The sequence below is a fragment of the Streptomyces sp. NPDC002958 genome (assembly GCF_055563255.1).
Genome location: NZ_JBVHDS010000013.1, coordinates 105,448 through 119,096 on the forward strand (window position 1 = coordinate 105,448; position 13,649 = coordinate 119,096).

A 13,649-nucleotide genomic window follows, 5' to 3' on the forward strand; every position below is an offset into this window, starting at 1 on the left:
TCCCGGCGCGGACCACCCCCGTCCCGGCTCAGCCCTGCGGGCCGTTGCGTGGCACCGACACCGTCACTTGCAGCCCGTGCGGCTCATGGGCGGCATAACTGAGGGAGCCGCCGCCCGCGGACAGGAGCGCCTGGGAAATGGAGAGCCCGAGGCCGGAACCCTGCACATTCTGATGCCGGGCGCTGCGCCAGAAGCGGTCGCCTACACGTTCCATCTCCTGTGCGGTGAGGCCCGGTCCGCGGTCGGCGACGACCACCGAGACATCATCGCGGCCGGAGGCGACCGTGACGAGGACCTCTTCGTCGGCAGGGGTGAATTTCAGGGCGTTGTCGATGACGGCGTCGAGGGCGCTCGACAGCGCGATGGGGTCCGCCCAGGCGGTCACGGCGGATGAGCCGTCCGCCCTGAGCCGTACTCCTTTCTCCTCGGCGACCGGCCGCCAGGAAGCGACGCGCTCCGCAGTGAGCGCGCCGATGTCTGTGAGCTGCAGATCGGCCGCGGTGTGCTCGGCCAGCGCCAAGCCGAGCAGGTCGTCCAGGACCTGCCCCAGGCGCTTGCCCTCCGTGCGCACGGAGGCGATCTCCTCGTTGCCCTCGGGGAGTTCGAGCGCGAGGAGCTCGATCCGCAGCAGCAGCGCGGCGAGAGGGTTGCGCAACTGGTGCGAGGCGTCGGCGACGAAGGCGCGCTGCTGCTCCAGCACGTCCTCGACGTTGTCGGCCATCTCGTTGAACGAGCGGGCCAGGCGCCTCAGTTCCGGCGGCCCTCCGGAGGCCGCGACCCGGGATCTCATCCGGCCGCTGGCGATGTCGTGGGTGGCCGCGTCCAGGGTCCGTACGGGCAGCAGTACCCAGCCGGTGAGCCGGATCGCGGCGCCGACCGCCACCAGCATCGCGACTGCTTCGCCGGCTGCGATGAGCAACCAGCCGCGCAGTGTGCGTGCGCGCATTTCGGAGGTGGGCGAGTCGATGACCACGACGGCGACGACATCGCCGTCCCGTACCACGGGTGAGGCGACGACGACCCTGCCGCGCTGCCAGGGCCAGACCTGCGGCGGATCGTGGCTGCGACGCCCCAGGAGCGCCTCCTTGAAGGCCTCTCTCCCCTCCCCCTCGATCGGCAGCTGCCAGGTGGCCGGGGCCTTCGCCATGGCGCTGTCGTCGCGGTAGAAGACACCGGCGCGGATGCCGTACACCGATGCGTAGGTGTCGAGTTCGCTGCGCAGGGTGCGGCGCCGTTCGTCGTAACCGGGGGTCCGTTCGGCGATGAACTGGGCGAGCGCGGCGAAGCGTGCCGCGTCGTCGATGCGATCGATGACGACGCGTTGCTGTTGGGCGGCTGCCACGCTGACGGCCAGCGGGAAGCCGAGGGCGAGCAGGACGCTCGCCATGAGAATGATGAGTAGGGGAAGCAGCCGGGTGCGCACCTGGGACGTACGCCTCTACGCGGACGGGGCGACGAGGCGGTAGCCGACCCCGCGCACCGTCTCGATCAGTGCCGGCAGCCGCAGTTTGGAACGCAGGGACGCGACGTGCACTTCGAGCGTGCGCCCCGTTCCCTCCCAGCTCGTGCGCCACACCTCGCTGATGATCTGCTCCCGGCGGAAGACCACTCCGGGGCGCTGGGCGAGCAGCGCGAGCAGGTCGAACTCCTTGCGAGTGAGCTGGACTTCTGATCCATCGACGCTGACCCGGCGGGTCGGCAGCTCGATGTGGACGTGCCCGAGGCGCAGAGCGGCGACGGGTGTGGGCACGGTTTCCTCGCCGGCCGATTTGCGTCGACTGACCGCGTGGATACGGGCGAGGAGCTCACCGGTGTCGTAGGGCTTGACCACGTAGTCGTCGGCCCCGAGGTTGAGGCCGTGGATACGGGAGCGGACGTCGGCGCGCGCGGTCACCATGATCACCGGGGTGGAAGTGCGCTTGCGGATCTTCCCGCACACCTCGTAGCCGTCCTGGTCGGGCAGGCCGAGGTCGAGGAGCACGACGCCGAAGCGCTCCTTGTCCGCGGGCAGCAGCGCCTGCAGTGCCTCCTCGCCGCTGCGCGCGTGCACGACCTGGAAGCCGTGCCTGGTGAGGATCGCGGAGAGGGCGGCGGCGACATGGTTGTCGTCCTCGACGAGCAGCAGTCTCATGGCCCCCCTTTCCGAAGGTGCGGCGTGCCGGTCTTCCGCCGGTGCGGCGCCGGTGCGTGTCGGTGCGATTTCTTCGTACGCCTCTCGTCATTTCCCCGTACCGAGGTGTTTCACGTCATGGCGTACCAGGGCATCCACTCCGATGACCAGTACGTCAGTCAAGAGCCCGCCCATTGCATCGAGACATCTGTTATCCACCCGGTACGCCCCGGGAGCCCCGCCCGCCGTCCCCTTCACGCGGAGTGTCCGGTTGCCGCCGGATCGTTATGCTCAATTTCCGCTCAGATGTAATGACGCTGGTCGCACTGCGTCACTAGGGTCCTTCCCAACCGAGGAGGACGGAGCAAGAAGCCGATGAGCGGAGTTTCAGTGACCAAGGGCGCCGAGGACGCCGCACCTGCGGCGAACGACCTTGTCGTACTGAGCAACGTCAACAAGCACTTCGGCGCGCTGCATGTGCTCCAGGACATCGACCTGACCATCGCCCGTGGCGAGGTCGTGGTCGTCATCGGGCCCTCCGGGTCCGGGAAGTCCACGCTGTGCCGCACGATCAACCGCTTGGAGACGATCGACTCGGGCGCCATATCGATCGACGGCAAGCCGCTGCCCCAGGAGGGCAGGGAGTTGGCCAGGCTGCGTGCCGATGTCGGCATGGTCTTCCAGTCGTTCAATCTCTTCGCACACAAGACGGTGCTCGAGAACGTGATGCTGGGCCAGATCAAGGTCCGCAGGACGGACAAGAAGGCCGCCGAGAACAAGGCCCGTTCGCTGCTGGACCGGGTGGGCGTGGCGACGCAGGCCGACAAGTACCCCGCCCAGCTCTCCGGCGGCCAGCAGCAACGTGTGGCGATCGCACGGGCGTTGGCGATGGACCCCAAGGTGATCCTCTTCGACGAGCCGACCTCCGCGCTCGACCCGGAGATGATCAACGAGGTGCTGGAGGTCATGCAGCAGCTCGCCCGGGACGGCATGACGATGGTCGTCGTCACCCATGAAATGGGCTTCGCGCGCTCGGCCGCGAACCGCGTCGTCTTCATGGCCGACGGGAAGATCGTCGAAGAAGCCACGCCCGAGCAGTTCTTCAGCAACCCGCGCAGTGACCGGGCCAAGGACTTCCTGTCGAAGATCCTTCACCACTGATGGAGCCTGCACCACCGGTTCTCGGACCGGCTGATCACTCACATCGCGTCAACTCTAGGGAAAACCACCATGCAGCTTCGTAAGGTCACCGCCGCCTCGGCCGCCGTGCTCGCTCTCGCCCTCACCGCCACCGCCTGTGGTTCCGACAAGGAGGACGGCGGCTCGGGCGACGGCAAGAAGATCACGATCGGCATCAAGATCGACCAGCCGGGCATCGGCCTGAAGACCCCCGACGGCAAGTACACCGGCTTCGACATCGACGTCGCCACGTACGTCGCCAAGGAACTCGGCTACGACGCCAAGGACATCGTCTTCAAGGAGACCAAGAGCCAGGACCGTGAGACGGCGATCGAGCGCGGTGACGTGAAGTTCATCGCCGCCTCCTACTCGATCAACGACGAGCGCCTGCAGAAGGTCGACTTCGCCGGTCCGTACCTGCTGGCGCACCAGGACATCCTGGTCCGCGCCGACGACGACTCGATCAAGTCGCCGGCCGACCTGAACAACAAGAAGCTGTGTTCGGTCGCCGGCTCGACCTCGGCGAAGAACGTCAAGGACAAGCTGGCGCCGAAGGCGCAGCTCCAGACGTACGGCGGCTACTCGGAGTGCCTGACCGGTCTGGAGAACGAGGCCATCGACGCGCTTACCACCGATGACAGCATCCTGGCGGGCTACGCCTCGCAGCAGAACTTCCAGGGCAAGTTCAAGCTGGCCGGCTTCAAGATGACCAACGAGAACTACGGCATCGGTCTGAAGAAGGGCGACGCCGATCTCAAGAAGAAGGTCGACGCCGCACTCACCAAGATGGTCTCGGACGGTTCCTGGGACAAGGCCGTGAAGGACAACTTCGGCCCGGCGAACTACAAGAACGAGCCCGCCCCGAAGATCGGCAACATCGTCAAGTGAAGCAGGGCTGACCGGGCGCGCCGTCCGTGAACGGCGGCGCGCCGTGCCCTCCTACACGCGGAAGCACGGGAGATCGTGTTCGACTTTCTTGAAGGTTACGACCTGCTGGGGGCCTTCTGGGTGACGGTGCAGCTCACCGTCTACTCCGCCCTCGGCTCCCTCATATGGGGAACGCTGCTGGCCGGCATGAAGGTCAGCCCGGTCCCCCTGATGCGCGGCTTCGCCACCGCGTACGTGAACGTGGTCCGGAACATTCCGCTGACCGTGATCATCGTCTTCTCGTCGCTGGGCCTGGACCAGACGCTGAACATCTCGCTCGGCACCGATGTCATCGAAGACATCAACTTCCGGCTGGCCGTACTCGCCCTGGTCGCCTACACGGCCGCCTTCGTCTGCGAGGCGCTGCGCTCCGGCATCAACACGGTGCCGGTCGGCCAGGCCGAGGCGGCGCGCGCACTCGGGCTGAGCTTCACGCAGGTGCTGCGGCTGATCATCCTTCCTCAGGCGTTCCGTGCGGTGGTCAACCCGTTGTCCAACGTGTTGATCGCGCTGACGAAGAACACCACGGTCGCCTCCGCGATCGGTGTCGTCGAGGCCTCCTACCTGATGAAGGACATGATCGAGGCCGAGGCCCAGCTGATTCTGATCTCGCTGGTCTTCGCATTCGGCTTCGTCGTCCTGACCCTCCCGACCGGCCTGATCCTCGGCTGGGTGAGCAAGAAGGTGGCGGTGAAGCGATGAGTTCCGTCCTCTACGACGCCCAGGGGCCCCGCGCCAAGCAGCGCAACATCCTCTACACGGTGCTGTTCGTCCTGTGTGCCGCGACCGTGGTGTGGTGGGTGTACGACGGTCTGGCCGAAAAGCACCAGCTCGACTGGATCAAGTGGAAGCCCTTCTTCACCAGCCCCCAGCCGTGGGAGACGTACATCTGGCCGGGCCTCCAGAACACGCTCAAGGCGGCGTTCTTCGCCCTGATCATCGCGCTGCCGCTGGGCGCCCTGTTCGGTATCGGCAGGCTCTCGGACCACCGTTGGGTACGGATGCCGGCCGGCATCGTCGTGGAACTCTTCCGCGCCATCCCGGTACTGATCCTGATGATCATCGCGAACGCGGTGTACGCGGAGTACACGACCATCGATACCGATGTGCGTCCGCTGTACGCCGTGGTGACCGGACTGGTGCTGTACAACTTCTCGGTCCTCGCCGAGATCGTGCGGGCCGGAATCAAGACCCTGCCGAAGGGCCAGGCGGAGGCGGCCAAGGCGCTCGGCATGCGCAAGAGCCAGATCATGCTGTCCGTGCTGCTGCCGCAGGCGGTGACGGCCATGCTGCCGGCGATCGTCAGCCAACTCGTCGTCATCGTGAAGGACACCGCGCTCGGCGGCGCCATGATGACCTTCTCCGAACTGCTGGCGTCGGTCCGCCCGATGAGCGCGAACTACGGTGCGAACACGATCGCGTGCTTCACGATCGTCGCCCTGATCTACATAGTCGTGAACTTCGCACTCACGTCGTTCGCCAGGTGGCTGGAGCAGTGGCTCCGGCGCAGCAAGAAGGGGAAGGGTGCCGCGCCCGGGTGCGCACCCGAGACCATCGGTACGCCGTCGCTCGTCGTCGACGACGGGCGCGCCGCCTGACGGCTCGTCGATGGACGTCCCCGAGGGGCGGTGGCGCATCCGTCACCGCCCCTCGCCGCGTTCCGGTTCGCTTGACGCAAGCACCGGCAGTAGGTTGCATACGTTCTGTGATCGCGCACCGAGCCCCCGCCGCCACACCCCCTCCGCCCCCTATGCCCGTTTCACGCCTTTCACCCACACGCGTTCGAGGAGCCTCGTCGTGGACCCGGTGATCGTCGTCGGCGCTGGGCCCGTCGGTCTGGCGCTGTCGCTCGCCCTGGCAGCGCAAGGCGTTCCCTCCGTCCTGCTCGACGAGGACCCGAGCAAGGACGAGACACGCCCCGCCCGCACCGTGGTGCTGCGCGAGGACACCGCCGCCCTGGTGGAACGGCTCGGCTGCAAAGCGCTCCGGCACGAGAGCATCCGGTGGTCCGGCTGGCGGTCCATGCGGCGCAGGCAGCTAATGCGTGAGCTGCCTCTCGGCGAGGACTCCCCGGAAGGTGATCCGTTGCCGGCCCCCATCCATCTGCCGCAGCACGTCCTGACGCGCGGGCTGCGGGACGCGGTGGCCGCACAGGAGCTGGTGCAGGTGGCTCCGTACAGCCGGATCGACACGCTGGAGCAGGACCCGGCCGGGGTCACTGTGCACACCAGGAAGCCGAACTCGACCTGGTGGCACGGGAGTTACCTGGTGGGCTGTGACGGCGCCAGGTCCACCGTACGCAAGCTCCTCGACATCCGTTTCCCCGGGCGTACGGCGGTGGAGCGGCATGCCGTCGCCGCGCTGCGCACCGAACTTCCCTGGCCGGGGCAGGCTGTGCTGCACCGGCTGCCGCCGTGGCGCACCGGCGGCACCGAGGTGACCGCGCGGCCGCTGCCGGACGGCGCCTGGCGGCTGGACTGGCTGCTGCCGCCGCGTGGCGAGCTCGTCACCCCGGACGCCCTGATCACCCGGGTCCGGGACACCTTGGCGGGCTGGTGCGGCGAGACACCGCCGTACGAACTGCTGGACACGGGCGTGTACACGCTGCACCACCGGCTAGCCCTGCGCTGGCGGGCCGACCGGGCCTTCCTGGCCGGGGATGCCGCCCATCTGCTGGGCGCGCTGGGCACCCAGGGGCTCGACGAGGGGCTGCGGGACGCCGAGAACCTGGCCTGGAAACTGGCCCAGGCCTGGCACCACGGCGCCTCCGACGTACTGCTCGACAGCTACCAGGCGGAGCGCCGGGCCGCGGTCGCCGCACGGCTGCGTGCCGCGGACCAGTCGCTGCCGATACTGCGCGGCGGTGGAGGTCTGCGGACCCTGGTACCAGGGAGCGCACGGGGGCACGACTCGCTGCTCACCGACGGACATCTGGGGTGCGGCCCCCTCGGTGCGCCCCCCTCGTACTCGCATTCGCCCCTTGCGCCCGCACGCGCCGAGGCGCACACATCTGTGGGTACGCCCCCCGGTGCGCCGGTCACCGATGTACGGGTGACGGCACCCGACGGCACGACCGTGCGGCTGCGCGAGCGGCTGGGGCAGGGTCATCTGCTGGTGGTCCTGGTGGCGCCCGGTACCGGGGTGTGGGACCGGCGGCACTGGATGACAGCGGGTGTCATGCCCCGCCTCGTCGCGGCCGTCAACGCGCTGCCGGTGAAGGGCGAGCTGCTGGTGGCCGAGAGCTATCCGGGGGCGTCGGCCCACACTGTGCTGCTGATCAGGCCGGACGGTCATCTGGTGGCGTCGTTCGGCGGGGTACGGCCCCGGGAGCTCTTCGCGGCAGCGGACGCTGTGCGCGGCGGCGCGGCGCGCGCCTCCGTACGCTCCGACCAGACTGCGGGCATCAATTGACCGCTGTGGATGTCATGGTCTACTCCGAAACGTGACCGACACCGATGTGCGCCTCTCGCGGAGGGTACATATGAACCGCGTCCGCCATGCGGGCTGCGTGTGTCGCCCGTCCTGCTGAATCGTCTGTTCCTGCCGCGCCATGCGCTCTGTCGCCTTCACCACCGCGGCGGGCACCCTCAAGGAGTTGTCGCGCGCTGCCCGGCTGCCCACCGACGGCTGGAAGACCCTAGGACCTGACGCCGGGTCGCGCCGACCAACCTGCACGCCGCTCGCGTCCTCCGAATCCGACGCGATACACCCGAACGCCACGCTCCGGTGGAGCAATCCCCCTGCCCGACGGACATTCACCTCAACGCCAAGGACCGACGTGACGGAGACCTCGCACCCATGCCGACCCCCACCATCACCCCTGACCAGCTCGATTGTCAGGTCGCCCGCCTCCATGACTCCGAGGCGTGGCAGCAGATCGTCACGGGATGGGACCTCACCACCCCCGAACCCGTACTCCCCTCCTCCCCCGGCACCGCGCAACAACTGCGCGACAGTCACCCGGCCGATTGGCGCGACCTGCTGTCCGTACCGGTCGACCAGCTCATCGCCGACTCGGTCCGTGCCCTGCCGGAGACCGCACCGCGCGAACGGCCCCTCCCCGGACGCCTGGGTGCGATCCTCCCCGACCGGCTCCACTCCTGGCGGCGCATCGGACAGCCCGAAGTACGGCCTTCCATCCATCTCGCCTACGCACGGCAGATCCTGACCGAGTGGGGCTGGCAGAACACCCCGTACCGGCTGCGCAACGCCCGCGGCGCACGGTGCATCTGCGGCGCCCTCCTCACCGCGCACCACCTGGGCTACGGCTCCCTCGACACCGTGGACCGGGCCGGCGCCTGGCTCGTCGCCGAGCTCCGCTCCCAGGGCTGGACCGGACTGATCGGGCCCTGGAATCGGCACCCCGGCCGCACCGCCGCGGATGCGCTCGCCCTGATCGACGCCACCATCAGCCGCGCCTCCCGCGCAGGGCAGTAATCACCGCGGCCGCCCCCGGCCCCCCGCGATCCGCCTCCCGCATGGGTCGGCGATGCTCCTGGCGCTCCCCGGCCCTCGTCTCCCCCGCCCTCCCCGTGCGTCCCTCTGCCGCGCCCTCCCCGTGCGTCCCTCTGCCGCGCGCTTCCCCGCTCCGGCCCCCGGGCCCGCCCACGCCTCGGGTAGGCTGCGCGTCCACCGCCCGGTACAGGCCCGGTCAGAAGGGCTCGTCAAGGCCTTCCGTGTCCTCGCCCTCTTCTTCCAGCGCCTGCCGCACCACGCGCAGGGCCATGCCTTCCGCGTACCCCTTGCGGGCGAGCATGCCCGCAAGGCGGCGCAGCCGCTTGTCGCGGTCCAGGCCTCGAGTGGAGCGCAGCTTGCGCGCGACCAGCTCACGGGCGGTCGCCTCCTCCCGCTCGGAGTCGAGCTGCCCGACGGCCTCGTCGATCACGGCGGAGTCCACACCCTTGGTGCGCAGCTCACGGACGAGAGCACGGCGGGCCAGCCCCCGGCCGTGGTGCCGGGACTCCACCCAGGCGTCCGCGAACGCGGCATCGTCGATCAACCCGACATCCTCGAAGCGCGACAGCACTTCTTCTGCCGCCTCATCCGGGATCTCCCGCTTGCGCAAGGCATCCGCGAGCTGCTTTCGGGTGCGCGGGGTCCCGGTGAGCAGCCGCAGACAGATGTTGCGCGCCTGCTCGACCGGGTCTCGCGACTCCCCCTTCTCGGCCTTCTCGGCCCTCGACGAGGAGGGGGAGCCGCTGCTCCTGGAGCGGGAGCGGGCACGACGCCCCGCCCCCTCAACGAATCCGGCGCCCGAGCCGGTGCCGTAACCAGGACCGGCCTCCGGCTCGTACGCGCCCTCGGGCTCGGCCGTGTGCCCGGTGGCGAATTCGGGAACGGGGCCGGCGCCATGGTCGGTGGCGCTGACCGGCCACTCCGTACGACGCGTCACGGTCTAGCCCTTGACCGCCGCGGTCTTGGCCGACTTGGCCTTGCCGGCCGGAGCGGGCACCGACTTCGCGCTGGCGGCCGGAGCCGAGGCGCCGCCCGCCGCGTCCGCACCGGGCTCGGCAGCATCCGGCTTGACGCCGACGCCGAGCTTTTCAAGGATCTTCTTCTCGATCTCATTGGCGAGATCGGGGTTGTCCTTGAGGAAGTTACGGGCGTTTTCCTTGCCCTGGCCGAGCTGGTCGCCCTCGTACGTGTACCAGGCGCCCGCCTTGCGGACGAAGCCGTGTTCCACGCCCATGTCGATCAGACCGCCCTCGCGGCTGATGCCCTGGCCGTAGAGGATGTCGAACTCGGCCTGCTTGAAGGGCGGCGCGACCTTGTTCTTCACGACCTTGACACGGGTGCGGTTTCCGACGGCGTCGGTGCCGTCCTTCAGCGTCTCGATCCTGCGGATGTCGAGGCGTACCGAGGCATAGAACTTGAGCGCCCGGCCACCGGTCGTGGTCTCCGGCGAGCCGAACATCACACCGATCTTCTCGCGAAGCTGGTTGATGAAGATCGCGGTGGTCTTGGACTGGTTGAGCGCGCTGGTGATCTTGCGGAGTGCCTGACTCATCAGACGCGCCTGCAGACCCACGTGCGAGTCGCCCATCTCGCCCTCGATCTCCGCGCGCGGAACAAGCGCCGCCACGGAGTCGATGACGATCAGGTCGAGGGCGCCGGAGCGGACCAGCATGTCCACGATTTCGAGGGCCTGCTCGCCGTTGTCCGGCTGAGACAGGATGAGGCTGTCGATGTCGACGCCGAGCTTCTTCGCGTACTCGGGATCGAGGGCGTGCTCCGCGTCGATGAAGGCCACCGAGCCACCGAGCTTCTGCGCATTTGCCACCGCGTGCAGCGTCAGCGTCGTCTTGCCGGAGGATTCCGGTCCGTACACCTCCACCACACGGCCGCGCGGCAGACCGCCGACGCCGAGGGCCACGTCGAGGGCAGTCGACCCGGTGGGGATCACCTCGACGGGCTCGTTGGGCCGCTCACCGAGGCGCATCACCGCGCCCTTGCCGAATTGCCGTTCAATCTGTGCGAGTGCGGCGTCCAGCGCCTTCTCGCGGTCGGTTCCTGCCATGGGTTCCACCCGATTTGCTTGAGTCGATCGCTTCACGTCAAAGACGCTAACCCCTGCCACTGACAATGGGCCTCGACGTCCTCCCGGCCTGTGGACAACTCCACGGTCGGGCCCGGGAAAGCCCGCCGGAATACAATGAGAATGGATGTTCGATTTTGGTGTCAAGCACACCCCGCCGGACCGGCTCACCGGGGCGGCGCCCCGCCCATCGGGCCGACCTCGACGGCAGTCGGCCCGATGCCTGGAGGCATGTCACCGAGGTCCAGGCCCCGGGCAGGCGGGCCGACGTGCCGGGCAATCTCTGAGACAGGCCCCACCACCGGGGCAGTCAGGCACGTTCCGAAGCTTCCGGCTCCCCGGCGCTGTCCTGTCCACCCCGGCCCTCATTGCTCTCGGCGGTCCGCCAGGACCGGCGCAGCCGTGCGAGCACCGGCTCACCACGCTGCTGGTGACGGCCGTGCACCCGCAGGTCGTCCGTCACGTCGTACCGCTTCACATAGGCGCCGAGGAACGCCTGGAGCGTGGCGACGGCCGGGATCGCGATCAGCGCACCCACAGCGCCCATGAACGCCGTGCCCGCGATGACCGATCCGAAGGCGACCGCCGGATGGATGTCGACAGTCTTGGACGTGAGCTTGGGCTGCAACGCATAGTTCTCGAACTGCTGGTAGACCACGACGAATCCGAGCACCCACAGCGCGTACCAGGGGTCGACTGTGAACGCGATCAGCATCGGCAGGGCGCCTGCCAGATACGTACCGATCGTGGGGATGAACTGGGAGACCAGTCCGACCCAGATGGCGAGCGCGGGCGCGTACGGAACACCGAGGATCACCAGCAGGATGTAGTGCGCGGCCCCGGAGATGAGCGCCATCAGTCCGCGTGAGTAGAGGTAGCCGCCGGTCTTGCCGACCGCGATCTCCCAGGCCCGCAGGACCTCGGCCTGCTTGGCGGGCGGCAGTACGGAGCACAGAGCGCGCCGCAGCCTGGGGCCGTCGGCGGCGAAGTAGAACGAGAACAGGAAGATCGTCAGAAGACGGAACAGCCCGCCGAGCACGGTGGTGGAGACGTCGAGCACTCCGGTCGCGCTGTTCTGGACGTACCTCTGCAGCCAGTCGGAGTGCAGCACGCTGTCCTGGACCTCGACCCGGGAGAGCTCGGTGTGGAAGTTCTGGTTGACCCAGTTGATCACCGAGTCCAGATAATTCGGGAACTCCTCGACCATGTCGACGATCTGGCCCGCGAGCATCGAGCCGAGCAGCGCGACGAAACCGACCACGGCTATCAGCACGACGAGGAAGACCAGGAAGGTGGCGAGGCCGCGGCGCATGCCGCGCGCCGACATCCGGCTCACCGCGGGCTCGATGGCGAGCGCCAGGAAGAACGCGATCAGCACATTGATCAGCAGCCCGATGAGCTGGTGGAACGCCCAGTTGCCGAGCTGGAAACAGGCGTACAGCGCCAGGGCGAGCACCATGGCGCGCGGCAGCCACGCAGGCATGCGGGCCGACCCGGTGCCGACCGGCGCGGCCGGCGGGGCGGGCTGGGTGAGAGGCGTCTGGGTCTGGGCTGTCTCGTCTGTCGGTGACACCGCTCCAGTCTCGCCTACAGCTGTGACAAGCAGCCGCCCACCCCGGACACATCACAGGTCCGGCCGCTGACAAGCCGGGGCTCAGCGCTTGTCGGCGGGGACGTCGACCGCCGTGCAGACACCGCGCCAGACGTCCTTGGCGTCCCAGCCCGCGGCCAGCGCCTGGTGCACCGTCTGCCCTCCGAGCTCGGCCATCACATGATCGCGCGCAAAGGAATCGGCGTATCCAGCGCCGAAGTGGTCCGCCATCCGTTCCCAGAAAATCGTCAACCGCATGACCTCAGTATCCCGCTCCTGAGAGTGCAGCCGGGCCGCTACGTCTTGTCGAGAGCGCTTACCGCCCTACGGTCGGTCCATGGCTGGAACCGGAACAAGTCCCCTCAACCGTGCCAAGCAGTTCATGTGGCTCACGGCCCGTGTCCTAGAACAGCGGCGGTTCGCCCATCACTTCCTGACAGGAAGTGCGGACGCCGTGGAGACCGCGCTCGCCGCCTATCTGAATGAGGACGGCGGATACGGACACGCGCTCGAACCCGATCTGCGTGGCCCCGTCAGTCAACCGCTGCACACTGCGCACGCACTCAACGTCCTCGACTCCATCGGCCGCTGCGGCGGGCTCCGGATGGAGCGGATCTGTCGCTTCCTGACCGAGGTGTCCACCAAGGAAGGGGCGCTGCCCGCTCTCCTGCCGTCGCAGCGCGGTTATCCGGCCGCACCGTTCATCCCGATCGTCGACGACCCGCCCGCGGAGCTGTTGACGACCGGACCCGTCGTCGGGCTCCTGCACCGCAATGCGGTGTGGCACGCCTGGCTGTTCCGGGCCACCGACTTCTGCTGGGCGGCGGTCGACGCTCTGGACCGGTCGCATCCGTACGAGATCGAGGCGGCGCTCGCCTTTCTGGACGGTGCTCCGGACCGGGCACGTGCCGAGGCGGCGGCCGACCGGCTCGGGCGGCTGGTGCGGGAACAGCGGCTCGCCGTGCTGGATCCGGAGCGGCGCGCGGAGTACCCGGTAGCAGCCGGATACGCACCGGGCGAGCAGCACTTCCCGTACGACTACGCCCGTACACCGGAGTCGCTCGCCCGCCGCTGGTTCACCGACGAGGAACTGGCCCGCTCGCTCGACCATCTCGCAGCCGAGCAGCAGGCGGACGGCGGCTGGCCGGTGAACTGGCGGCAGTGGGCGCCGGGGACGGCTCTGGAGGGACGGCCCATCGTGACGCTCAAGGCGCTCCTGACGCTGCGGGCCCATGGACGCAGCCTCGACGACTGAGACCGGGCGGGCTGCCCTGCGATCACCGCGTCCGTAGTCCGGCCCCGTGTCC

13 protein-coding genes are annotated in these 13,649 nt (G+C 68.6%); 7 read left to right on the forward strand and 6 right to left on the reverse strand.

Annotated elements, in window-relative coordinates:
- Positions 1-28 precede the first annotated feature (28 nt).
- Together ACZ3IC_RS22540 and ACZ3IC_RS22545 are read right to left on the reverse strand one after the other, a co-directional pair.
- Positions 29-1,423, reverse strand: coding sequence for a sensor histidine kinase (locus ACZ3IC_RS22540; protein WP_467418511.1), 1,395 nt, complete (start codon positions 1,421-1,423; stop codon positions 29-31).
- 15 nt (positions 1,424-1,438) lie between these two features.
- A complete protein-coding gene (locus tag ACZ3IC_RS22545) occupies positions 1,439-2,131 on the reverse strand; it encodes a response regulator transcription factor (protein ID WP_467418512.1) in 693 nt (230 codons plus the stop codon).
- Between the two features lie 354 nt (positions 2,132-2,485).
- On the opposite strand from ACZ3IC_RS22545, the gene ACZ3IC_RS22550 reads away from it, so the two are divergent.
- From ACZ3IC_RS22550 to ACZ3IC_RS22575, 6 genes are all read left to right on the forward strand, one after another.
- Complete coding sequence (locus tag ACZ3IC_RS22550; protein WP_467418514.1) at positions 2,486-3,271, forward strand: amino acid ABC transporter ATP-binding protein; 786 nt, start codon at positions 2,486-2,488, stop codon at positions 3,269-3,271.
- Positions 3,272-3,340: 69 nt separating this feature from the next.
- Positions 3,341-4,177: a glutamate ABC transporter substrate-binding protein gene (locus tag ACZ3IC_RS22555; RefSeq protein WP_467418515.1), complete on the forward strand. Its 837-nt coding sequence runs from the start codon at positions 3,341-3,343 to the stop codon at positions 4,175-4,177.
- Between the two features lie 75 nt (positions 4,178-4,252).
- Positions 4,253-4,918: an amino acid ABC transporter permease gene (locus tag ACZ3IC_RS22560; RefSeq protein ID WP_467418517.1), complete on the forward strand. Its 666-nt coding sequence runs from the start codon at positions 4,253-4,255 to the stop codon at positions 4,916-4,918.
- Positions 4,915-5,814, forward strand: coding sequence for an amino acid ABC transporter permease (locus tag ACZ3IC_RS22565; RefSeq protein ID WP_467418518.1), 900 nt, complete (start codon positions 4,915-4,917; stop codon positions 5,812-5,814). Before ACZ3IC_RS22560 ends, ACZ3IC_RS22565 begins: the two co-directional genes overlap by 4 nt.
- A gap of 199 nt (positions 5,815-6,013) precedes the next feature.
- Positions 6,014-7,627: an FAD-dependent monooxygenase gene (locus ACZ3IC_RS22570; RefSeq protein ID WP_467418520.1), complete on the forward strand. Its 1,614-nt coding sequence runs from the start codon at positions 6,014-6,016 to the stop codon at positions 7,625-7,627.
- Positions 7,628-8,014: 387 nt separating this feature from the next.
- Positions 8,015-8,653: a DUF6197 family protein gene (locus ACZ3IC_RS22575; protein ID WP_467418522.1), complete on the forward strand. Its 639-nt coding sequence runs from the start codon at positions 8,015-8,017 to the stop codon at positions 8,651-8,653.
- A 214-nt stretch (positions 8,654-8,867) separates the two neighbouring features.
- Here ACZ3IC_RS22575 and recX read toward each other — a convergent pair whose 3' ends face one another.
- The 4 genes from recX to ACZ3IC_RS22595 all read right to left on the reverse strand — a co-directional run bounded on the left by recX (position 8,868) and on the right by ACZ3IC_RS22595 (position 12,600).
- Positions 8,868-9,608, reverse strand: a complete 741-nt coding sequence (recX, locus tag ACZ3IC_RS22580; RefSeq protein ID WP_467418523.1) for a recombination regulator RecX — start codon at positions 9,606-9,608, stop codon at positions 8,868-8,870.
- 3 nt (positions 9,609-9,611) lie between these two features.
- Positions 9,612-10,733 carry a recombinase RecA gene (recA, locus tag ACZ3IC_RS22585; RefSeq protein WP_467418524.1) on the reverse strand — a complete coding sequence of 374 codons (1,122 nt, stop codon included), beginning with the start codon at positions 10,731-10,733 and terminating at the stop codon, positions 9,612-9,614.
- A 328-nt stretch (positions 10,734-11,061) separates the two neighbouring features.
- Complete coding sequence (locus ACZ3IC_RS22590; protein WP_467418575.1) at positions 11,062-12,234, reverse strand: AI-2E family transporter; 1,173 nt, start codon at positions 12,232-12,234, stop codon at positions 11,062-11,064.
- A gap of 171 nt (positions 12,235-12,405) precedes the next feature.
- The gene (locus ACZ3IC_RS22595) at positions 12,406-12,600 is read right to left on the reverse strand and encodes a DUF3046 domain-containing protein (protein ID WP_467418526.1); all 195 of its coding nucleotides are present in this window, start codon (positions 12,598-12,600) and stop codon (positions 12,406-12,408) included.
- Between the two features lie 79 nt (positions 12,601-12,679).
- Here ACZ3IC_RS22595 and ACZ3IC_RS22600 point away from each other — a divergent pair, with 79 nt between their 5' ends.
- Positions 12,680-13,597: a hypothetical protein gene (locus tag ACZ3IC_RS22600; protein WP_467418528.1), complete on the forward strand. Its 918-nt coding sequence runs from the start codon at positions 12,680-12,682 to the stop codon at positions 13,595-13,597.
- Positions 13,598-13,649 lie beyond the last annotated feature (52 nt).